Annotated in this window: 21 protein-coding genes; 11 read left to right on the top strand and 10 right to left on the bottom strand. The window is 66.3% G+C overall.

Going from position 1 to position 22,017, the window contains the following annotated elements; genetic code table 11:
- Positions 1-449 precede the first annotated feature (449 nt).
- From Q0938_RS07950 to clpB, 3 genes are all read right to left on the bottom strand, one after another.
- The gene (locus Q0938_RS07950) at positions 450-1,097 is read right to left on the bottom strand and encodes a sulfite oxidase heme-binding subunit YedZ (RefSeq protein ID WP_299360790.1); all 648 of its coding nucleotides are present in this window, start codon (positions 1,095-1,097) and stop codon (positions 450-452) included.
- Positions 1,097-1,978, bottom strand: coding sequence for a protein-methionine-sulfoxide reductase catalytic subunit MsrP (gene msrP / locus Q0938_RS07945; RefSeq protein ID WP_299360788.1), 882 nt, complete (start codon positions 1,976-1,978; stop codon positions 1,097-1,099). The genes Q0938_RS07950 and msrP overlap by 1 nt, the downstream gene beginning before the upstream one ends.
- A 97-nt stretch (positions 1,979-2,075) precedes the next feature.
- Positions 2,076-4,706, bottom strand: a complete 2,631-nt coding sequence (clpB, locus tag Q0938_RS07940; RefSeq protein ID WP_299360787.1) for an ATP-dependent chaperone ClpB — start codon at positions 4,704-4,706, stop codon at positions 2,076-2,078.
- Positions 4,707-4,855: 149 nt separating this feature from the next.
- On the opposite strand from clpB, the gene pyrF reads away from it, so the two are divergent.
- Positions 4,856-5,536, top strand: coding sequence for an orotidine-5'-phosphate decarboxylase (gene pyrF / locus Q0938_RS07935; RefSeq protein WP_299360786.1), 681 nt, complete (start codon positions 4,856-4,858; stop codon positions 5,534-5,536).
- A gap of 108 nt (positions 5,537-5,644) precedes the next feature.
- On the opposite strand, the gene Q0938_RS07930 is transcribed toward pyrF, so the two are convergent.
- Positions 5,645-7,279, bottom strand: coding sequence for a PAS-domain containing protein (locus tag Q0938_RS07930; RefSeq protein WP_299360784.1), 1,635 nt, complete (start codon positions 7,277-7,279; stop codon positions 5,645-5,647).
- Between the two features lie 109 nt (positions 7,280-7,388).
- Positions 7,389-8,741 carry an ActS/PrrB/RegB family redox-sensitive histidine kinase gene (locus Q0938_RS07925; protein ID WP_299360783.1) on the bottom strand — a complete coding sequence of 451 codons (1,353 nt, stop codon included), beginning with the start codon at positions 8,739-8,741 and terminating at the stop codon, positions 7,389-7,391.
- A gap of 76 nt (positions 8,742-8,817) precedes the next feature.
- Between Q0938_RS07925 and Q0938_RS07920 the strand changes: the two genes are divergently transcribed.
- From Q0938_RS07920 to Q0938_RS07910, 3 genes are all read left to right on the top strand, one after another.
- Positions 8,818-9,447, top strand: a complete 630-nt coding sequence (locus Q0938_RS07920) for an SCO family protein (protein WP_299360804.1) — start codon at positions 8,818-8,820, stop codon at positions 9,445-9,447.
- Positions 9,448-9,505: 58 nt separating this feature from the next.
- Positions 9,506-10,060, top strand: coding sequence for an ActR/PrrA/RegA family redox response regulator transcription factor (locus tag Q0938_RS07915; RefSeq protein WP_299360782.1), 555 nt, complete (start codon positions 9,506-9,508; stop codon positions 10,058-10,060).
- Positions 10,061-10,131: 71 nt separating this feature from the next.
- Positions 10,132-10,452, top strand: a complete 321-nt coding sequence (locus Q0938_RS07910; protein ID WP_299360781.1) for an H-NS histone family protein — start codon at positions 10,132-10,134, stop codon at positions 10,450-10,452.
- A gap of 18 nt (positions 10,453-10,470) precedes the next feature.
- Here the strand turns inward: Q0938_RS07910 and Q0938_RS07905 are convergent, their stop codons facing one another.
- The 3 genes from Q0938_RS07905 to Q0938_RS07895 form a co-directional block, all read right to left on the bottom strand.
- A complete protein-coding gene (locus Q0938_RS07905; protein ID WP_299360780.1) occupies positions 10,471-11,079 on the bottom strand; it encodes an HD family hydrolase in 609 nt (202 codons plus the stop codon).
- Positions 11,080-11,137: 58 nt separating this feature from the next.
- Positions 11,138-11,671, bottom strand: a complete 534-nt coding sequence (gene secB / locus Q0938_RS07900; RefSeq protein WP_299360778.1) for a protein-export chaperone SecB — start codon at positions 11,669-11,671, stop codon at positions 11,138-11,140.
- Positions 11,672-11,758: 87 nt separating this feature from the next.
- Positions 11,759-12,280: an FxsA family protein gene (locus Q0938_RS07895; protein WP_299360776.1), complete on the bottom strand. Its 522-nt coding sequence runs from the start codon at positions 12,278-12,280 to the stop codon at positions 11,759-11,761.
- Between the two features lie 128 nt (positions 12,281-12,408).
- Here Q0938_RS07895 and Q0938_RS07890 point away from each other — a divergent pair, with 128 nt between their 5' ends.
- The 6 genes from Q0938_RS07890 to pnp all read left to right on the top strand — a co-directional run bounded on the left by Q0938_RS07890 (position 12,409) and on the right by pnp (position 17,783).
- The gene (locus Q0938_RS07890; protein WP_299360775.1) at positions 12,409-13,059 is read left to right on the top strand and encodes a Tim44/TimA family putative adaptor protein; all 651 of its coding nucleotides are present in this window, start codon (positions 12,409-12,411) and stop codon (positions 13,057-13,059) included.
- Between the two features lies 1 nt (position 13,060).
- Positions 13,061-13,669 carry a Smr/MutS family protein gene (locus tag Q0938_RS07885; protein ID WP_299360774.1) on the top strand — a complete coding sequence of 203 codons (609 nt, stop codon included), beginning with the start codon at positions 13,061-13,063 and terminating at the stop codon, positions 13,667-13,669.
- Between the two features lie 190 nt (positions 13,670-13,859).
- Positions 13,860-14,129, top strand: coding sequence for a 30S ribosomal protein S15 (gene rpsO / locus Q0938_RS07880; protein ID WP_299360773.1), 270 nt, complete (start codon positions 13,860-13,862; stop codon positions 14,127-14,129).
- A gap of 179 nt (positions 14,130-14,308) precedes the next feature.
- The gene (locus Q0938_RS07875; RefSeq protein ID WP_299360772.1) at positions 14,309-14,650 is read left to right on the top strand and encodes a hypothetical protein; all 342 of its coding nucleotides are present in this window, start codon (positions 14,309-14,311) and stop codon (positions 14,648-14,650) included.
- Between the two features lie 76 nt (positions 14,651-14,726).
- On the top strand, positions 14,727-15,416 hold the full coding sequence (locus tag Q0938_RS07870; protein ID WP_299360771.1) for a L,D-transpeptidase: 690 nt from the start codon (positions 14,727-14,729) through the stop codon (positions 15,414-15,416).
- A gap of 222 nt (positions 15,417-15,638) precedes the next feature.
- Complete coding sequence (pnp, locus tag Q0938_RS07865; protein WP_299360770.1) at positions 15,639-17,783, top strand: polyribonucleotide nucleotidyltransferase; 2,145 nt, start codon at positions 15,639-15,641, stop codon at positions 17,781-17,783.
- A gap of 155 nt (positions 17,784-17,938) precedes the next feature.
- Here pnp and Q0938_RS07860 read toward each other — a convergent pair whose 3' ends face one another.
- On the bottom strand, positions 17,939-18,595 hold the full coding sequence (locus tag Q0938_RS07860; RefSeq protein WP_299360769.1) for a peroxiredoxin: 657 nt from the start codon (positions 18,593-18,595) through the stop codon (positions 17,939-17,941).
- Positions 18,596-18,772: 177 nt separating this feature from the next.
- Between Q0938_RS07860 and Q0938_RS07855 the strand changes: the two genes are divergently transcribed.
- Positions 18,773-20,218, top strand: coding sequence for an aldehyde dehydrogenase family protein (locus Q0938_RS07855; RefSeq protein WP_299360802.1), 1,446 nt, complete (start codon positions 18,773-18,775; stop codon positions 20,216-20,218).
- A 70-nt stretch (positions 20,219-20,288) separates the two neighbouring features.
- Here Q0938_RS07855 and Q0938_RS07850 read toward each other — a convergent pair whose 3' ends face one another.
- Positions 20,289-21,995: a long-chain fatty acid--CoA ligase gene (locus tag Q0938_RS07850; protein WP_299360768.1), complete on the bottom strand. Its 1,707-nt coding sequence runs from the start codon at positions 21,993-21,995 to the stop codon at positions 20,289-20,291.
- Positions 21,996-22,017 lie beyond the last annotated feature (22 nt).

The raw sequence follows: 22,017 nt of genomic DNA, 5'->3' as shown, positions 1-22,017 counted from the left end.
CTGTCCGGGTAACTCTCTGCTTGTTCAACTCGCTTGCGCAAGCCGACAAACAGTGAAGCTGACACTCCCATCATCGGATTCCGCAAGGAACCCTAGAGAGCCGATATGCGTCGGTGCTTCAGTCGATCAGACCAAACCGCCCGCATATCCCTTCAGATATCCATCGATGTCAAACAGCAGAGAGAAAAACTGCCCGCAGCCGCCAAACTTTCTTGGCGACAACAGCCAGATCATCCCGAATTCTCGCACCCCGTCTCCGAAGCAGGAACCCTATCTAGCGACCCCGAAGCACATCGTCAAGAACCTTCTCGACAATCACCGCGGAACCTCCAGGGCCCCAGGTCCACCAGCGCCGCCGGCTTCCCCAACCTTCCAGCGTCCCCGCCGTCCGGTGAAGCGGTATCTAGAGTCGGACCAAACGAAGCGCAAGAGCCTTTTTAAGAAATCCTTCACACACGCCGCCCGGCTCGGATCAACCGATTGAATCTGGACGCTAAGTCAGCGCCCAAGTTCCGCCCTTGAACGAGTCGGATCCCGAGAAGCGACAGAATCACGAGTCCCCAGAAGATACCCAGTTCCGGCCAGATCTTGTGGGACAGCAGCCAATGGAGACTCACCAGGGGCGCGGCGACATAGACCAGCCGGTGCAGCCGGCGCCATCGCACGGGTCCCATCCGGCGGATGACAGCATTGGACGAGGTGAGGGCCATCGTCAGCAGGATGATAAATGCCGCCATTCCGAGCGTCAGGTAGGGGCGCTTGGCGACGTCGCGCAGCATCTGCCCCCAAAGCAGCCCCATATCCAGCACGATCCACGTCGCGACATGCAGGACGGCGTAGGTGAACGCCAGCAACCCGACAGGCCGCCGGAAGCGAATCAGATTGATCCGCCCCAGCCGCATGACCGGGGTGAAAGCCAGGCTGCCGATCAGGAAATAGACGGCCGTCCGTCCGAGCCTGTGCTCGATGTCGCGGATCGGATCGACACCCAGGCGGCCGCCCAGCAGGTCGAGGATCAGGATCGCCAGCGGAATCGCCCCCAGCAGCCAGATCACGATCGTGGGCATGCGGCGCAGCCGGGCGATGAACCCATCCATCAGTAGTCGCGCGCCAGGTCCATCCCGGCATACATCCCGGCAACCTGGTCCGCATAGCCGTTGAACATCAGCGTTTCCTCACGACCGGCGAACAGCCCTGCCCCGATGCGCCGCTCCGTGGCCTGGCTCCATCGCGGATGGTCCACCGTCGGGTTCACGTTCGCATAGAACCCGTACTCGGATGGCTGCATGGCCTGCCAGGTCGCCACCGGCTGCCGGTCGGTCAGGGTGATGCGTACCACGGACTTGATCGACTTGAACCCGTACTTCCAGGGCACCACCAACCGGATCGGCGCGCCGTTCTGGTTGGGCAGCGGCTTGCCGTACAATCCGGTCGCCAGCAGGGTCAGCGGATGCATCGCCTCGTCCAGCCGCAATCCCTCGCGATACGGCCAGTCAAGCATCGGGACGCGCTGCCCCGGCATCTCCTCGGGCCGCAGCAGGGTCTGGAAGGCGACGAACTTCGCGCCGGGCTGCACGCCGGCGCGGCTCAGCACGTCCTCCAACGGAACGCCCAGCCACGGGATCACCATGCTCCACGCCTCGACGCAGCGCAGGCGATAGATCCGTTCCTCCACAACATTGTCGGGGGCAAGGTCGGACACCGCATAGCTGCCGGGACGATCGACAAGACCGTCGATCTTGACCGTCCAGGGTTCCGTGGTCAGACCACCGGCATGGCGGGCGGGGTCCTCCTTGCCGGTGCCGAACTCGTAGAAATTGTTGTAGTTGGTGATTTCCTCAAGGCTGTTGAGGGTCTCTCCCGCCAGTCCCGTCGCAGCCAGCGCCGGGGCGGCGGCAACCGCACCCAGCCCCGCCAGGACCGCGCGCCGGTTCAGATAAACACTTCGGGGGGTGACATCGGACCAGGTCAGTTTCATCCCTTGCATCCTCACGTTGTGATTGCAGTAAGACCACGGGGCCGCGGTCACGATGTCCTCTGCGTGCCCCCGGTCAGATGCCGGGGGCACGCTTCGCTCATTGCAGCGGCGCGTCGGCGGGCCGCTGGTTCGATCCGTGCGCCTGTCCGGAACTGACCCGATTGCCGACCAGCAAGCCGTCCTTCCCCGCCGAGACCTTGACGGACTGGCCGTCCAGCACCTCGCCGCCCAGCATCATCTCGGCAAGTGGGTTCTGCAGACTGCGCTGGATCACCCGCTTCAGCGGACGTGCCCCGAAAACCGGGTCGTAGCCCTCATCCGCCAGCCACTTGCGCGCGGCATCGTCGAAATCGAGCGTGATCTTGCGATCCCTCAGGCGCTGTTCCAGACCCAGCAGCTGAATCTTCACGATCCCGTCCATGTCCTCGCGGCTCAGGCGGTGGAAAATGATGATCTCGTCCAGCCTGTTCAGGAACTCGGGCCGGAAATGGGCGCGAACCGCGGCCATCACCTGCTCCCGCGCCGCCGACGATTCCGCACCTTCCGGCAACTGGCTGAGCGCCTGTGCACCGAGGTTCGAGGTCAGGATGATCAGCGTGTTCTTGAAGTCCACCGTGCGCCCCTGCCCGTCGGTCAGCTGACCGTCGTCCAGAACCTGCAGCAGGACGTTGAACACGTCCGGGTGCGCCTTCTCGACCTCGTCGAACAGGATGACCTGATAGGGCCGCCGCCGCACCGCCTCGGTCAGGACGCCGCCCTCGTCATAGCCCACATAGCCAGGGGGCGCACCGATCAGCCGGCTGACCGAGTGTTTCTCCATGAACTCGGACATGTCGATCCGGACCATCGCGGCATCATCATCGAACATGTATTCGGCGATGGCCTTGGTCAGTTCGGTCTTGCCGACACCCGTCGGCCCCAGGAACAGAAAGCTGCCAAGCGGACGTTTCGGATCGTTCAGACCGGCACGGGCCCGGCGGACCGCGTTCGCCACCGCGGTGACGGCCTCGGCCTGTCCGATCACCCGCTGACCCAGCGCGTCCTCCATCTTCAGCAGCTTGTCGCGCTCGCCCTCCATCAGCTTGCTGGTCGGAATGCCCGTCCAGCGCTCGACGACCTCGGCGATCTGCTCGGGGCGAACGGCCTCCTCGACCAGGACCCCCTCATCTTCGGAATCCTCGGTCTCGGCGAGCTTGCGTTCCAAGCCGGGGATGATGCCGTAGGACAGCTCGCCCGCGCGCGCCAGGTTGCCCTCGCGCTTGGCCTGGTCCAGCTCGGCGCGGGCACGATCCAGCTGCTCCTTCAGGTTGCGGCTGCCCTCCAGCTTGTCCCGCTCGGCCTGCCAGCGCGCCGTCATCTCGGCGCTGCGGTCCTGCAGGTCGGCCAAGTCCCTCTCCAGCCGCTCCAGCCGATCCTTGCTAGCGCTGTCGTCCTCTTTCTTCAGGGCCTCCGCCTCGATCTGCAGCTGCAGGATCTGTCGGTCGAGCGCGTCAAGTTCCTCGGGCTTGCTGTCGACCTCCATGCGCAGCCGCGACGCGGCCTCGTCCACGAGGTCGATCGCCTTGTCCGGCAGGAACCGGTCCGTGATGTAGCGGTGCGACAACTGTGCGGCCGCCACCAGTGCCGCATCGCTGATGCGGACGCCGTGGTGCAGCTCGTATTTCTCCTTGATCCCGCGCAGGATGCTGATGGTGTCCTCGACGGTCGGTTCCTGAACAAGCACGGGCTGGAAGCGACGGGCGAGCGCTGCGTCCTTCTCGATGTACTTGCGGTACTCGTCGAGGGTGGTGGCGCCCACGCAGTGCAGCTCTCCACGGGCAAGCGCCGGCTTGATCAGGTTCGCGGCGTCCATCGCGCCCTCGGTCTTCCCGGCACCGACCAGCACGTGCAGTTCGTCGATGAACAGGATGATGCCGCCGGCGGCCGCCTCGATCTCCTTCAGGATGGCTTTCAGCCTCTCCTCGAACTCCCCGCGATATTTCGCGCCGGCAACCAAGGCGCCCATGTCTAGCGCCATCAGCTTCTTGTTGCGCAGGGACTCAGGGACGTCGCCGTCGATGATCCGCAGCGCCAGGCCTTCGGCGATCGCGGTCTTGCCGACGCCGGGCTCGCCGATCAGCACGGGGTTGTTCTTGGTCCGCCGGCTCAGCACCTGCATGGCGCGACGGATTTCCTCATCCCGGCCGATAATCGGGTCGATCTTGCCCTGCTCGGCCGCCTCGGTCAGATCGCGGGCGTATTTCGACAGGGCCTCGAACGTGTCCTCGGCAGAGGCGCTGTCGGCCGTCCGACCCTTGCGGATGTCGTTCACCGCGCTGTTCAGCGCCTGGGCAGTCACGCGTCCGGCATCCAGCGCATCCTTGGCCCGGGTGTTGACCATCGCAAGCGCCATCAGCACCCGCTCGACCGGCACGAAGCTGTCCCCGGCCTTCTTGGCCAGCTTTTCGGCTTCGTCCAGAACGCGGACCAGACTGGTGTCGACATACACCTGCCCGTCTCCGCCGGATACCTTCGGAAGCTTGTTGACCGTCGCGTCGACACTCTGGGTGACTGCGGCGGCATCGCCGCCGGCCCGCGCGATCAGGTTCGCCGCAAGCCCCTGATCGTCGTCCATCAGGGCCTTCAGCAGATGTTCGGGAACGACGCGCTGGTGTTCTTCGCGGATGGCGATGGTCTGTGCGGACTGCAGGAAGCCGCGCGACCGTTCCGTGAACTTTTCCATGTCCATCGGCAACTCTCCTTTTCAGCCCCCGACTTGCGCCGCCCGTTATGGCGCGGCGTTCTGCGGGTCCTGTCCGGAAGATGGGCAAGCGCGCCAAGGCTTTCAAGCAATCCGGTTCGCTGCAATAACGTGCCGGAATTACGGAGGCAGCTGATATGGACGACCGTCTGATCGTGGCGCTGGACGTGCCGGACGCCCTGGCGGGGCTGGACCTCGCGCGAAGACTTGGCGACGCCGTGTCGTTCTACAAGATCGGCCTGGGCATGCTGACCGGAGGCGGGCTGGCCCTCGCCCACGACCTGAAACAGGAACATGGCAAGCGGATCTTCCTCGATCTCAAGCTGTTCGACATCGGCGCCACGGTCGAGGCAGCGGTCCGCGGACTGGTCCGCTTCGACATCGACTTCCTGACCGTTCACGGCGATCCGCATGTGGTACGCGCGGCAAGGGAGGGCGCGGCGGGATCCGGCACCCGCATCCTTGCGGTCACCATCCTCACATCCCTGGACCGCGCGGATCTCGACAGTTCCATGCTGCGCAGCGGCGACCTGCATGAGCTGACGGTCGAACGCGCCGCGCGCGCATTCGACGCGGGGGCCGACGGGGTGATCTGCTCGCCGCGCGAAGCGGCTGCGATCCGCGCCCTGCCCGGCGCAGGGCTGATCGTCACACCCGGCGTCCGTCCGGCGGGATCGGCCGCGGGGGATCAGAAACGGATCGAAACGCCCGCAGACGCGATCGCTGCCGGGGCCGACCACATCGTCGTGGGTCGTCCGATCTGGCAGGCACCAGACCCGAAAGCGGCAGTTCAGTCCATTCTTGCCGAACTGCCCTGACTGACGGAGGCAAGCATTGGTCTGTTGCAGCTCGGGTCCGACTGGAAGGGACATCCCGTCGCGGCCCGGTTCTCGTCACCACAACACACGACAACCGCTCGGCGGCGATCAGGCCGAGACGGCCTTGGTGACCTCTTCCGCCGGATCCGAGGCAGCGTCGGAGTCGCTCACGGACAACCGCAATCTCGGCGCGCTTGTTGCCTCCGCCGAACCTTCGTTGTCGACGTCCTCGGCTTTCCGCCCGTTGGTTTCGGGATAGAAGCTGACCAGGGTGCGGGCGCCCGAAAGCGGGCGCACCGTCCACGACATCAGGCCCCCGTTCGGCGCGATCGTCGCTCCGCGGCGCAACTCGCGCCCGCGCAATTCCGTCAACGCCTGACGCAGCCCTTCATGGCCGCCTTCGGGGACCGCGGCGCGCCAAGCGGCCATGTGATCGGTCAGGGTGGGACGCAGCTGATCACCCCACTGGTCGGAATAGCGCTTGTTGGTGATCACCAGCCGGCCGCTGGCATCAAACACCGCCAATGCCTCGTCCACCGCATCCAGCACCTCGCTGCCCAGCGACAGTTCAGCCCGGAACCGGCGCGTGAGCGACATTTCCGTGGTGATGTCCTCGAACAGGAAGGCAATGGCGCCGTCGGGGTGCGGGCGCCCGGTGACCCGATAGGTCTGCCCCCCGGGCAGCGTCCAGGTTTCCACGTGGTGGCCGGACGCCGCTGCAGCTTCCAGCGAGGTCATCTTGGCGCGCCAGCTGCGATAGTCCTTGGGCTCCGGCACCATTCGCACCTCGCGCAGCCGATCCAGCAGCGCGTGAAGCGTGGGCCGTGCCGTCAGGAACCCGGTTGGCAATCCGGTCAGGTCGATCAGCGCCGGGTTGAAAAGCTGCAGGTGCCGCTGCCGGTCGAAGATGGCGAGGCCGATCGGCAGATCGGCAAAGGTTTTCGTCAACGTCTGGACGAATTCGCGCAGGCTGCGCTCTGCACGCACGGCTGAATCCGCCGCGACCGCAAAGATCATCCGCCCGCCCTGGTCCTGGCGCGCATAGCAGTCGAACCAGCGTGCGGAGTCGCCGGTCTCCAGCACCGCCCTGACGGGCGTCGCGGCGTCGGACGGCACCGGCACGTCGATCAGCCGCGGCATCGGCCACAGGGTGTCGTCGGGACTGTGGGCCTCGACCTCGCGCAGATAGGCAGCGTTTGCCCAGGTGACCTGTCCATCCTCCGCCTCGCGCCAGATCATGACCGGCGCCTCGTCGACCGACCTGCGCAGCAGATCGAGTTCTTCCTCCATGTGCGCGAGCGACAGTGAATCGACCGTGACCCCCGCGTTTTCCGCCTGCGGATCGGCTATCGTCAGCCGCAGCACGCGACTGCCGAGATCCTCGATCGTCAGCCGCAACCGCGCGGCCCCCAATCCGCGCCCGCCGAGGGTTTCCGCACGGCCTTGCTGCGACACAACCTCTATCGTGCTCCCCAGGTCGGGAAAGCGCATCGCAAGCCAGGCGGTCAGGCGCGCCCACTCATCGTCTCCGTGCAGCTTGGACAGCAACATCCGGGCCGGGGGCGTGGCATCGACCAGCTGCCGGTCACGGAACAGCAGAACCATCGGTTCGGCCCGCGCGTCGACAAGGACCGGCCGGCGGGCGCCACCGGGTTCCAGCCGGCGCCACAGGGCGAGCGCGATCAGCACCGAAACGGTTCCGGTGGCCAGCGCCGCGACAATGGTCGTCACTTCGATCTGCATGATCCCGCTATCCCACAGGTCGACCCGACCCTATGGCCCCGTTCTTAACCGGGGGTTAACATTACCGATCCCCTAACCGCGCTGCGCCACTTACATCACGGACGGCGCGTCAGGACGCGATGGGAGGGTTGCTGCCCAGGGCCGCGCGTCCATCCGCCGCGATCCGCCGCCGCGGCCATTCGACCTCGACCCGCGCGCCCTGATCGTTGGCAAAGGACACGGTGGCGCCGGATCGTTCCAGCAGGGTGCGCGCAATGAACAGCCCCAGGCCCAGCCCCTCATCCGCGTCACCGCCCCGGGAAAGGGACCGCCGGGTGGTCAGGAACGGGTCGCCCAGCCGCGGCAATAGCTGCGCGGGAAAGCCCGGCCCGTCGTCCCGGATCACGGTCTTGATGCTGTCCGCCGCTTCGATCGCAGTGATTGTCACGGTCGAGCGCGCGAAATCGACCCCGTTCTGAATCAGGTTTCGCAGCGCGTGCACGATGCCAGGCTCGCGCCAGACCTCGACAGCACCCGTCTTCCCCGCGTCGATCAGGATCGCCTTGCCGCGGTCCCGATGGGGATCTGCGGCCTCCTCGAGCACCTGGGCCAGCGGCGCGACGTGCATGTGCAGGTCGTCCTTGCCCGCGTTGCCCATGCTGCGCAGGATATCCCGACAGCGATCGGCGGAGCTGCGCAGCAGGGCAAGGTCCTCGGCGAGGTCTGGCCGGTCAGGCAGCAGCTCGCCGATCTCTGCCGCGAGTTCGGATCCGACCAGCTTTATGGTGGCCAGCGGTGTTCCCATCTCATGCGCGGCAGCAGCGACGATTCCCCCGAGATGTTGCAGACGCTGCTCGCGCGCGAGGGCCAGTCGAGTTGCCGACAGCGCTTCGGATGTGGCCGCGAGTTCCCGGGACACGCGGCCGATATAGGCCGCAAAGAACGCCCCGCTGACCAGCAACGCCGCCCAGTCGCCAAACTGCAGCGCCAGCGCCGGCGCAACCGGCGCATCGGGAGCAAAGACAAGCGGAACCGCCGCGACCGCCATGACCGAGATCAGCACCAGGGTCAGCATCGCCAGCCAGATGGTGTCACGCAGCGTCAACGCGGCGGCCCCGATCGTGACAGGGACAAGCATCAGCGGCGCGAACGGGTTCGCGATCCCCCCCGTCAGGGTCAGCAGCAGACCGACCTGTACGGCATCCAGCATCAGATGCTGCCGTGCTCGCCGGTCCGTCACCCGCGACTGCCGGCGCGTCAGCAGGATGTTGAGCCCCCCGGCCAGCGCGATCAGCGCCAGAACAGGAAGCAGCGGAAACCTTGCCCCGATCGCCCACGCCGTGATCACGGCCGCCAGCTGTCCTGTCACCGCCACCCAGCGCAGGGTCACAAGGGTACGGCGGCGGATCGGTTCGGCCGATTGGTGGCCCCGCATCGGCGCCTCCCCCCGGAACACGTCATGCAGTGGCATTGTGCCGCCCATCTTCCGGTCCTTCGGCGATTGAAGCCCGCGGCAGGATGGGTGATCTATGGCCGGTCTTACAAGCAGGAACCTCGTGATGGCTGACCGCAAACTCGTCGTCGGCGGCGCATTCGCCGCCGCCTTGCTCCTTGTTGCCGGTGCATTCGTGCTGCAGCGCGGGAGCGAGACCGAAACATTCGCCGGCTGCCGGAGCGGGGTCGTGGCGGGGGGCAGCGGCGCGCTTGGGACGGAATTTACCCTGACGGACGAGAATGGAGATCGGGTGACCGATGCGCAGGTTTTTGACAAACCTTCGCTGCTCTACATGGGCTACACCTTCTGTCCGGACGTCTGCCCGATGGACAATGCCCGCAACGCCGAAGCGGTGACCTTGCTGGAGGAACGCCGGATTGAGGTGAAGCCGGTGTTCATTTCCGTCGACCCGCGCCGCGACACGCCCGATCAGCTGAAAAGCTTTACGGACGCAATGCATCCGCGCATGCTGGGCCTGACCGGGACGACCGAGGAAATCGACCAGGTCGCGAAAGCCTGGCGCTTTTACTACAAGCTCAATGACGAAGAAGATCAGCAGGACTATCTGGTGGACCACATGACGACGACCTTCCTTGTCCTGCCCGGGCACGGAACGGTCGACTTCTTCGGACGTGACGTCACGCCGGATCAGATGGCCGAGAAGGTGGCGTGTTACGTGAATGCCGCGTCCTAGGTTTGAACGCGCGCCATGGCGGACTTATGTGGTGACAAGGCAATAGACCGAGGAACCAATGGCCCCGCCGGACGTATCGAACATCGGTCCCGACCCGAGCCTGCTGCTGGTTGACGATGACGCGGCCTTCGTAAATCGCTTGGCGCGCGCGATGGAGCGGCGGGGTTTCAAGCCGACTGTCGCGGAAAGCGTCCGCGCCGCTCTTGCCGCTGTCCGGGATGCCCCACCCGCCTATGCAGTCATCGATCTGCGTCTGGAAGACGGCAGCGGGCTTGATGTCGTCGATGCGCTGCGCGCGTCTCGGGCCGACGCCCGCATCGTGGTCCTGACCGGCTACGGCGCCATCGCCACGGCCGTTGCGGCAGTGAAAATGGGCGCCACCGATTATCTGTCCAAACCCGCCGATGCAGATGATGTCACGACGGCGTTGTTGTGCAGCGCCGATGCATTGCCGCCGCCGCCCGAAAATCCGATGTCGGCCGATCGCGTCCGCTGGGAACATATCCAGCGCGTTTTCGAGCAATGCGATCGGAATGTCAGCGAAACGGCGCGCCGCCTTCACATGCACCGCAGAACGCTGCAGCGAATACTGGCAAAGCGCAGCCCTCGCTGATTGGGGCTTGATTTACGATCCCTATTGCGATTTTGGGTGGACCATGAATCAGCGCTAAGCGGAGAAGTCGAATGGACATCGATCTGGAACAGATGGAACTGAAGCAGCTGCGCGAATTGCGCGGCCGCGTCGACCGGGCAATTGCCGATTTCGAGGATCGTCGCAAGCGCAGTGCCCGCGCCGCGGCAGAAGAGGCCGCGCGCCAGCACGGCTTCAGCCTGGCCGATCTGGCCGGTGATCGACCATCGCGGTCGGGGCGGAAGTCGGCGCCCCCGGCGAAATACGCCAATCCCGAAAACCCGTCCCAGACGTGGTCGGGACGCGGTCGGCGGCCGGGCTGGGTTCAGCAGGTGCTGGACGGTGGCCGCTCGCTGGACGACATCGCCATCTGAATCTGAGCGACGGCCGCGTCAGGCGGCGGCGTCGATGGTCTGGATCAGGGCGGTGAAGCGCGCCAGGTAGGCCGCGCGTGTTTCCGCCGGTGGGCGCAGGGTAATGCACAGGCCCTGCAGCATCGACTCGTCGGACAGGGGAAACAGGCGCGCCGCCTCGGCCGGCTGAAAGCCGGCGATCTGGACCGCCTCCAGGCGGGCAGAGATCCTGTCTGCCAGCTTGATCCGTTTCTTGACCGGCACGGGCAGCGCCGCCGGCAGGCCGAAACGCCGATGGACTGCGGCGGCCAGGCGGCCGTCGAGTTCACCATATTCGGCACCCAGCGCAGATTTTACCGGTGAGATCATGTCGCCGATCACGTATTCCGGGGCGTCGTGCAGCAGCGCGGCCAGCTGCCAGCGCGGGTCGCCCCCCGGCGCCAGGCGCTGGTGGATCTGTTCGACCAGCAGCGAATGCTCCGCCACGGAATACGCAAAGTCGCCGCGTGTCTGGCCGTTCCATCGGGCGACGAAAGCCAGCCCGTGGGCAATGTCCTCAATCTCGATATCAAGAGGCGTGGGATCCAGCAGGTCCAGCCTGCGGCCTGACAGCATCCGCTGCCAAGCCCGTGTCACGCGCCGGGGCATTGTGGTCGGTAACCCTTGCCTGTCTGCAATTCCGCAGCGACCAGCCCTTCCGACCCCATCAGGACAGCGGCTGGTCCTGCGGACGTTCGGCCTGGGCGCGTCGCGCGAGTTCCTGCCGGTACAGCGCGACGAAATCCACCGGGTCCATGTTGAAGGGTGGGAAACCCCCGTCGCGGGTCACGTCGGAAATGATCCGCCGCACGAAGGGAAACAGCATGCGCGGGCATTCGATCATCAGGAACGGATGCAGCTGGTCTTCGGGCACGCCCTCGATGTGGAACACGCCCGCGTAGTCCAGTTCGCACAGGAACAGCGTCGTCTGATTGGCATTGTTCTTGGACGTCACCTTGAACTTGGTGATCACGTCGTACTGATGTTCGACCGTCCGCTTGCGCGCATCGAGGCTGACCTGAACGGTGATCTCCGGCTGCACCTCGCTACTGTTCAGGCCTTTCTGAGCGACCGCATTCTCGAAGGACAGGTCACGGATGAACTGCGCCAGAATGTTCAGACGAACCTGCGGCGGCTGTTGCTGTGGGGTCGGGTTGGCGGGGGCGCCGTTGGCCGGGCCGTTGGCAGTTTTGTCGGTCATCTGGGTATTCCTTGGTCCGGTTCTGGGTTGCCCGGCGTTCTAGCACCGCACCCCCGGCGCCTCAATGCCGCCTGCCGACACCTGCCGTCAGGGTCTGGTCCACCCCGATGGCTGACCGGGGCGGGGCGACTGCGCCGGGTCGTCGAGATCGATGAACTCGCCGTCGATAATGGGGGTGCCATCCATACCGCGGCGCGACTGCGGGTGTGTGGGCGGCATGTCGACTTCCGCGACGAAGCCGAAACCGCTGCGCGTCACCCGCATCCGCGATGCCAGGCCCCGCATCACCATGCGCCGGACCTGGGGAACCAGCAGCGCGAGACCGGTCATGTCCGTCAGGAACCCGGGGGTGACCATCAGTGCCCCCGCCAAAAGGATCAGGGCGCCATGCGCGATCGCGCCGGTCGGATCGCGCAGTTCCCGGAACGAGCGCTGCAGGTCGGCCAGGGCGGCCAGCCCCTGCTGGCGCATCAGGATGGACCCTGCCACGGCGGACAGCACGATCAGGCCCAGCGTCGGCCACACGCCCAGCCATCCGCCCACCTTCAGGATCACGGCCAGTTCCAGCACCGGCAGGACGACAAACAGGCCGAACAGCCAGAATCGCATCGATACCCCCGTTAACTCGACCATATCCAACGCGGTCATTCGGGGGCAAACTGGACTTGCCCCCACCCTGTTCCTACATAGGTTGCATACCATCAAAGACCAACCGAGCAATGGAAGGCGCGGCCCGCATGTCCAACCCGATGCTGCAGCTGATCGTTCTTGGCGCAATCGCCGTGTTCCTGATCCTGCGACTGCGCAACGTCCTGGGCACGCGGGACGGGTTCGAACCGCCACGCGTTCCCGAGGCGTCGACGCCCCGCCGGGTGACGGCCGTGCCGGACGCGCCGGAAGATGATGACGACATCGCCGATCATGTTGAGCAGGGCAGCCCGGCCGCGCGCGCGCTGGAACAGATGAAGCAGGCCGAGCCGTCCTTTGCCGTGGGTCCGTTCCTGTCAGGCGCTCGGCAGGCCTATGAAATGATCCTGACCGCATTCGAGAAGGGCGACTTGTCCGAGGTGCGTCCGTTCCTGTCCCCCGCCGTCGCGGAGGCGTTCGATGGGGCGATCGCGGAACGGGAACGCCGCGGGCTGACTGCCGAAGTGCAGTATCTCGGCACGCGGGAAACCACCCTGGCAGGCGCTGCCTATGACCCGGACTCTGCCGAGGGCGAGGTGACGGTGCGATTTGTCGGTGAACTGATCGTCGCGCTGAAGGATGCCGAGGGCAATGTCGTCGACGGCGACGCCAAGGCGGCCCGCAAGCAGCGCGACGTCTGGACCTTCGCCCGGAAGATGGGGCAGGCAGACCCGAACTGGCTGCTGGTCGCAACCGGCTGACATGTCCCGCCGGCGTCGCAGGGGGCTGGATGACGACGATCTGGCCTTGTGGGCGCAGGTGGCCCGATCTGCACGGCCACTCCGGGCCGCGCCATCGCGGCTGTCGAGCGACGCGCCGGACCTTCCGCAGCAGCCCGGCGAGCCGCCCCGGCCGATTGCCGCCCCGGTGCAGGTCCCGGTCGATTTCCGGGTTGGCGCGGCAGCACGGCAGGGCGCTGTCTCGACCACTGGCTGGTCATCTGCCGCGGATCGTCCGCTTGCGCAGCCCCGCCGCATCGACACCAAGCTGCACCGCCGGCTGGGGCGCGGCAAGCTGGCGCCCGAGGCCCGGATCGATCTGCACGGGATGACGCTGGCGGTGGCGAAGCCCGCCTTGACGCGATTCCTGCTGGACGCACATGCGGCGGGACGGCGGCTGGTTCTTGTGATCACCGGCAAGGGCAGGGGCGACCATGGCCCCCTGCCGACCCGCGCAGGCGCCCTGCGGCACGAGGTGCCGCACTGGCTCGAAATGCCGCCGCTGAACGGGATCGTCCTGCAGGTCGTGACAGCCCATCTGCGCCATGGCGGGGCCGGCGCGTACTATGTCTATCTCAGCCGCCTGCATTGACCGCAGGCATCGATCCAGGCGCACCCGCCCCGCCGACATCAGCAGGCGCGTGACGCCTTTTCTTCGCACGCGCGATCTTCTATAGGCCGACGATCCTCGGGGGCGGCACGCCTCCGCGGGCACCACTCCACGGGCCAGTGCTGGACGACATCCCGGCCTGCGCCATCACCCTTCATTACAGGAGACCCCGATGTCGATCACCGTCGAAGAAAAGGCCCGCGTCATGGGCGACTATGCCACCAAGCAGGGCGACACGGGTTCGCCCGAGGTTCAGGTGGCCGTTCTCAGCTCGCGCATCGCGACGCTGACCGAACACTTCAAGACCCACAAGAAGGACAACCACAGCCGCCGCGGGCTTCTGAAGATGGTCGCGCAGCGCCGCAAGCTGCTGGACTATCTCAAGCGCAAGGACGAGGCGCGCTACACCGCCCTGATCGGTCGCCTGGGTCTGCGCCGCTGAGGAAGAGTGTAGGGCTCACGGTCGGACCCAATGCCCGACCGGACCTGACCAGACGACCTCACGCCTGCGGTGCCGCCGCAGGCGTTTTCGTGTCGGACACCCTGCGCTCACCACCAGTTGACACCTCGCGAGGGGACGGGCCCGTGTGCCGGCCCCCGTTTTGCTGCTAGCACTGCCGGATGACCAGTCTGCGACTTGTCCTGATGACGATGATGGCGGTGCTCATGCTGCCCTGGGGCGCGTTCGCCGACGAGACGAGGCCATCCGCTCGCGTTCCGCTTGCACATGTGGCGCTGTCCGCGCCCGCCACCGATGCGGCGTCTGCCGTCGAATCCGGCGGGCTGCGCTGCCGGACCGGCGCACTTCCCGGCGGCACATGCTTCGCCGCGATCGTCCCGGAAACGCGCCAGACGCTGCCGCCACGCCAGCCGGACGGTGGCGACCGCTTCACCGCGCCCTTCCCCAGCAGCGCGCAGCGCGAACGGCCGCAACCTGATCCCCGCCCTCCCCGCGTCTTCTGATCGACTTCTGCCGCAGATCAGCGGCCTTCGGCGCCTGTGCGCCGACATCGGTCCCAGAAGACAAAGGATTCCAGCCATGCTGTCACGACGATTTTTCATTGCCGCCGGTGCATCTGCCGGGGTCGCCGCTTGCGCGCCGACCGAACCCCGGCCGGTCGCGCCCGCCCCGCCGCCGGCGATTCCGCTGCTGCCGGCGCATTATGGCGCGATCACCGATGAGCCCTGGCCGATCCCTGCCGTTCCCGAGGGGGTCGTGCCGCCCCGTTTGTGGCGTCAGGAGGTCGCCAACCCCTACCCCGACCAGCCCGAAGGCGCCCTCGTGGTCGACCCGCAGAACGGCTTGCTCTACCTGATCAGCGCCAACGGCACGGCGCTGCGGTACGGCGCCGGGACCGGACGCGAGGCATTCGCCTGGAGCGGCGACGCGGTCGTGCAGTTCACCCGCGAATGGCCGCGCTGGAAGGCACCGGATTCGATGGTCGCCCGCGACCCGTCGCTGGAGCCCTACTCGGTGGCCAATGGTGGCATGGACCCGGGTCCGGACAATCCGCTGGGCGCTCGGGCCCTGTATCTGTTCCAGAACGGCAAGGACACGCTCTATCGCATCCACGGGGCCTGCGAGCCGGAGTACCTCGGCAAGTCGGTCTCGGCCGGATGCGTCCGGCTGCTGGATCACGACGTGATCGACCTGCATAAACGGGTCCGCCACCATGCGCCGGTCACCGTGCTGCCGGCCAAGGCCCCGCCCCTGGTCGCGGGCGCCTGATGGCCCACAGACGTGGTCCGGTCAGGTTGCGCCGGACCACGCCTTCCGCGGCTGCGCGGTGCGTAACCACTTCCCTGAGGCACGGTTTTCCTGTATGCGCCGCCAATCTGTGACGTGATGCCCGCGCCTCCGGGGCTACGCAAAGGACAGGGGGCGGCGGCAATGGGGCCGCCATGTGGATAGGGGCGACCGGAGGGCCGGATCGCACCCAGAGGAAACCAGATGTTTGATGAAGTAAGAAAATCGATCCAGTGGGGTCAGGAAACCCTGACGCTGGAAACGGGCAAGGTTGCGCGCCAGGCCGACGGATCGGTCATCGCCACTCTCGGCGAAACCTCGGTCATGGCGAACGTGACGTTCGCCAAGGAACCGAAGCCTGGTCAGGACTTCTTTCCCCTGACCGTGCACTACCAGGAAAAATTCTACGCCGCCGGCAAGATCCCCGGCGGCTTCTTCAAGCGCGAAGGCCGTCCCTCGGAAAAGGAGACGCTGACCGCGCGCCTGATCGACCGCCCCGTGCGTCCGCTGTTCGCCCCGGGCTTCAAGCACGAAGTGCTGGTGATGTGTACGGTGCTGTCGCATGACCTGGTGAACGATCCCGACATCGTCGCCATGATCGCCGCCTCGGCCGCGCTGACCGTTTCGGGCGTCCCCTTCATGGGTCCGATCGGGGCCGCACGTGTGGGCTTTTCCGACGGCGCCTACGTGCTGAACCCGGACGTCCAGGACATGGACCAGCTGCGGTCGAACCCCGACCAGCGACTGGACCTGATCGTCGCCGGCACCAAGGACGCGGTGATGATGGTCGAGTCCGAGGCCTACGAGCTGACCGAGGACGAGATGCTGGGCGCGGTCAAGTTCGGCCATGAACAGATGCAGCCCGTCATCGACCTAATCATCGATCTGGCCGAAGAGGCAGCGAAGGAGCCTTTCGACTTCCAGTCGCCCGACTATTCGCCGCTGTACCAGCGGGTGAAGTCGCTGGGCGAAGACGATATGCGCAAGGCCTACGGCATCAGGAACAAGGCCGAACGCCGCGACGCCATCGACGCCGCGCAGGTCAAGATCCGCGCCGGCCTCTCCGAAGAGGAACTGGCGAACCCGAACCTCGGAGCCGCCCTGAAGAAGCTCGAATCCGGCATCCTGCGCGGCGACATCATCCGCGGCGGTGCCCGGATCGACGGCCGCGACAACCGGACCGTGCGCGCGATCGATTGCGAGGTCGGCATCCTGCCGCGCACCCACGGCTCGGCGCTGTTCACCCGGGGTGAAACCCAGGCCCTTGCAGTGGTCACGCTGGGAACCGGCGATGACGAGCAGTTCATTGACGCGCTGCACGGAAACTCGCGCTCGAACTTCATGCTGCACTACAACTTCCCCCCCTACTCGGTGGGCGAGGTCGGCCGCGTCGGATCGCCCGGGCGCCGCGAGATCGGGCATGGCAAGCTGGCCTGGCGCGCGCTGCAGGCGGTTCTGCCGGCGCCGACGGATTTCCCTTACACCATTCGCGTGGTCAGCGAGATCACCGAGTCGAACGGCTCCAGCTCGATGGCGTCGGTCTGCGGTGGCTCGCTCAGCATGATGGATGCCGGCGTCCCGCTGAAGGCGCCGGTGGCCGGGGTGGCCATGGGCCTGATCCTGGAAGACGCCGACAACTGGGCGGTGCTGACGGACATCCTGGGCGACGAGGACCATCTGGGCGACATGGACTTCAAGGTCGCCGGGACGGAAAACGGCATCACCAGCCTACAGATGGACATCAAGGTCCAGGGCATCACGCCCGAGATCATGCGCCAGGCCCTGGCGCAGGCCAAGGACGGCCGGATGCACATCCTGGGCGAGATGGCCCATGCGCTCAAGGAAGGCCGCCGGGAATTTTCCGCCCACGCGCCGCGGATCGAGACGATGACCATCCCCACCGACAAGATCCGCGAAGTAATCGGGTCGGGCGGCAAGGTCATCCGCGAGATCGTGGAAACCTCGGGCGCCAAGGTCGACATCAACGATGACGGCACCATCAAGATCGCCTCGGCCAACGCCGATTCGATCAAGAAGGCCTACGAGATGATCTATTCGATCGTGGCAGAGCCGGAAGAGGGCCGGATCTACACCGGCAAGGTCGTCAAGCTGGTCGATTTCGGGGCGTTCGTGAACTTCTTCGGCAAGCGCGACGGTCTTGTCCATGTCAGCCAGATCGCCAACAAGCGGCTGCAGCACCCGAACGAGATCCTCAAGGAAGGCCAGGAGGTGAAGGTCAAGCTGCTGGGCTTCGACGATCGCGGCAAGGTGCGCCTGGGCATGAAGATGGTCGATCAGGAAACCGGCGAGGAAATTGTCGAGAAGAAGGTCGAAGCCGAGGCGAACTGACGCACGGCGCCGATTGGAAGCGGAGGGCCCCGGTCGCATGAGGACCGGGGCCCTTGTCGTTCCAGGGTCACCAGGGCAGTTGCCGCATGCAGACCGAAACGCCCCGGCATCGCTGCCGGGGCGTTCGCGTGGGGACCACCCGCTACGCGGGGTGCCTACATCTGCGGCTGCTTGACGTAGCGCAGATAGGGCAGCCTCTTTTCAACCTTGCCGAACTTTGCCTCGGCCTGTTCGTCCGACAGGGACAGCGCCGCGATCACGTCCTGGCCGGGCTGCCAGTCGGCGGGGGTGGCAATGGGGACGCCGTCGGTGGCGCGGACCGCATCCAGCGCCCGCAGGATCTCGGCAAAGTTGCGCCCCACGGACATCGGATAGGCCATGGTCAGGCGCACCTTCTTGTCCGGGCCGATGATGAACACCGTGCGCACGCTGGCGGAATCCGCAGCCGTGCGGCCGTCGGGCAGATAGGCGTCGGCGGGCAGCATGTCGAACAGCTTGGACACCTTCAGCGAGGTGTCATCGACGATGGCGAAGTTCGCCGGAACGCCTGCGACCTCCGAGATGTCGCGTTTCCACTTGTGGTGTTCCTCGACGCTGTCCACCGAAACGCCCAGCACCTTGGTGCCGCGCTTCTCGAATTCGGGAACCAGCTGCGCCACGGCACTGAATTCGGTCGTGCAGACCGGGGTGAAGTCCTTGGGATGGCTGAACAGGATCACGTAGCTCTTGCCGATCCAGTCGTGAAAGCTGATCGGCCCCTCGGTCGTCTCGGCCTCGAAGTCGGGGGCCGTGTCATTGATCCTGAGACTCATTGAAAGCTCCTGCATAAGTCGGGTCACCGGCAAGATAAGGACCATCGCCGCGATTGTAAGGCCAACTCCGCGGCAGCCCACGGTCCCCGCTTCGGGCTGCCCGAACGGGCTTGCGGCGCCTGGACCGCGGTGACACGGTGCGGCCAAATGCAGATCAGGGGTACCGACATGACCGAGTTGCTGGACAGGCGAAAGTTCTACATCAACGGGGCTTGGGTCGATCCTGCATCGCCCAACGATCTCGAGGTGATCGACCCCACCACGGAAGAGCCTTGCGCCGTCATCTCGCTGGGCAGTCAGAAGGACACGGACCGGGCGGTCGCGGCCGCCAAGGCGGCGTTTCCCGCCTGGTCGGCAACCTCGCGCGAGGAACGTCTCGCCTATGCCGAAAAGATCCAGCAGGCCTATCAGCGGCGCAGCGACGACATCGCGGCGGCCATGACCAGCGAGATGGGCGCGCCGACCGACATGTCGCGCGAGGATCAGGCGGGGTCGGGGGCGTCCCACATCCAGACCTTCATCGACGCCTTCCGCAGCTTCGAGTTCGTCCGCCCGCTGGGTGACCACGCGCCCACCAGCATGGTCGCATGGGAGCCGATCGGCGTTGTCGGCCTGATCACCCCGTGGAACTGGCCGATGAACCAAGTCACGCTGAAGGTGATTCCCGCCATCCTTGCCGGCAACACGGTGGTCCTGAAACCGTCCGAGATCGCACCGCTGTCGTCGATGGTGTTCGCCGAGGTCATCGACGAGGCCGGCCTGCCCCCGGGCGTGTTCAACCTGGTCAATGGCGACGGGACAGGCGTCGGCACGCAGCTGTCCACCCATCCGGACGTGGACATGATCAGCTTCACCGGGTCGACCCGGGCCGGCATCGCCATCACCAAGGCGGCGGCCGACACGGTCAAGAAGGTCGCGCTGGAACTTGGCGGCAAGGGGGCCAACATCGTCTTTGCCGATGCCGACGAAAAGGCGGTTGTCCGCGGCGCGCGGCACTGCTTCTACAACTCGGGGCAGTCCTGCAACGCGCCGACCCGGATGCTGGTCGAGCGGTCGGTCTACGAGGACGCCATCGAAGCAGCGCGCAACGTGGCCGAGGAGACCAAGGTCGGCAGTGCCCACGAACCCGGGCGCCACATCGGCCCGGTGGTCAGCAAGCAGCAATGGGAGAAGATCCAGGACCTGATCCAGAAGGGCATCGACGAGGGCGCGCGGCTGGTCGCCGGCGGGCCGGGCCTGCCCGAAGGGGTCAATCGCGGCTATTTCGTGCGGCCCACCGTGTTCGCGGACGTGACCAACGAGATGACCATCGCCCGGCAGGAAATCTTTGGCCCGGTGCTGTCGATCCTTCCGTTCGACAGCGAGGAAGAGGCGGTCGAGATCGCGAACGACACGATCTACGGGCTGACCAACTACGTCCAGACGCAGGACGGCGCGCGCCGCAACCGGCTAGCACGCAAGCTGAAATCCGGCATGGTCGAGATGAACGGGGTCAGCCGCGGCCGCGGCTCGGCCTTCGGCGGCGTCAAGGCCTCGGGCCGCGCCCGTGAGGGCGGCGTCTGGGGGTTGGAGGAGTTCATGGACTCCAAGCAGATCTCGGGCTGGGACGTCGAGACCGCCTGAGCCTATCCGCCGACTCGAGCGGGGGGCGCCGCATGGCGCCCCCGCTCCGATCTGTGCGTTCGATCCCCGGTCAGTTCCGGGCCGCAGCCCCGTCCTGTTCGGCCCGCAATTCGCGCATCGCGTCGTCCCACAGAACGTCGCCATGCTGTTCGCGCAGGGTCGCCTTGACGACCTTGCCCGTTGCGCCCAGCGGCAGGCTGTCCAGGAACAGGACCCGGTCCGGCACTTGCCAGCGCGGCACCTTGCCGTCGTAGTGGGCCAGCAGCTCCGCCTCGGTCAGGTCTGACTGCGGCCGCCTGACACAGCAGATCACCGGACGCTCGTCCCATTTCGGATGCCGCGCCGCGATCGCCGCGGCATTCGCCACCTTCGGATGCGACACCGCGATGTTTTCCAGATCCACGGTGGAGATCCATTCGCCGCCGGACTTGATGATGTCCTTGGACCGGTCCCGGATGATCATGAACCCGTTGCCATCCAGCGTCGCGATGTCGCCGGTGTCGAACCAGCCGTCGAAGGTCAGCGCGGATTTTTCCTGGCCGACATAGTGGTCGAGAACCCAGTGCCCCCGGATCTGCAGGTTGCCTTCGCTTTGCCCGTCATTCGGCAGGACGTGTCCCTGTGAATCCACGACGCGCAGCTCGACACCGAAGAGCGGCCGGCCCTGGCCGTTGCCGATCATGTCCTGCTCGTCCAGCGGCAGGTCCCGATGCTTGGCCAGCGGCGCATTCATCGTTCCCAGGGGGCTGGTTTCCGTCATGCCCCAGGCGTGGATCAGCTCGACCCCGTGGCGGTCGCGGAACGCCGCGCGCATCGAGGGGGGCAGCGCCGACCCGCCCACGACCGTGCGCTTGAGGCTGGTTTCCCTGGTGCCCGCCGCCTCCATCGCAGTCAGCAGCCCCAGCCAGATCGTCGGCACGCCGGCGGCAAAGGTCACCTTCTCGGCTTCGATCAGGGCCGCCAGGCTTTCACCGTCCAGCCGGGGGCCGGGCATGGCCAGCCGCGTCCCCGCGATCGCCGCGATATAGGGCAGCCCCCAGGCATTGACGTGGAACATCGGCACCACCGGCATCACCGTGTCGGACGCCCCGACCCCCATCCCGTCGGGATGGTTGGCGCTCAGCGCGTGCAGCAGGGTCGACCGGTGGGTGTACAGGACACCCTTGGGATTCCCCGTCGTGCCCGAGGTGTAGCACAGCGAGGAGGGGGCGGTTTCCTCGATCTCGGGCCAGGCGAACTGGGGATCGCCCTCCTCCAGCAGCTCGTCATGGAACAGCAGCCCGGGGATCTGTCCGGCGGCGTCCTCGTCGCGCGGCCCCAGCAGCACCACGTGGCGCAGGCTGGTCATCTGCTCGCGAAGCGAGGCGACCAGCGGGACGAAGGTCTTTTCGATGAACAGCATCCGGTCGCCCGCGTGGCCGACGATATACACCATCTGTTCGGGCGACAGCCGCGGATTCAGCGTGTGGCAGACCATGCCGGCGCTCGGCACCCCGAAATACAGTTCCAGGTGGCGGCGGTTGTTCCACGCCAGCGTGCCGATCCGGTCGCCCTGTTCCATCCCGCGCTGCACCAGGGCCGAGGCGATGCGTCGGGCGTTTTCCGCCACCTGTCCCCAGCTGGTCCGCTCGAACCCGCCTTCGGTCAGGGCCGACACGATTTCCGTGTCGCCATGGTAGCGCGCGGCATGGTCGATCAGCGACGCGATCGACAGTTGCTGGTGCATCATCTTTCCATGCAGCATGGCGGCATCCCTCCCCGAATATGCGTCGATCATGGCGCATCACCGATCGCCGCCG

Source organism: uncultured Paracoccus sp. (genome assembly GCF_947496875.1).
Classification (GTDB): Bacteria; Pseudomonadota; Alphaproteobacteria; order Rhodobacterales; family Rhodobacteraceae; genus Paracoccus.
The sequence above is the reverse complement of the archived record's forward strand: the minus strand, read 5'-3'. Positions and strand labels throughout refer to the sequence as shown.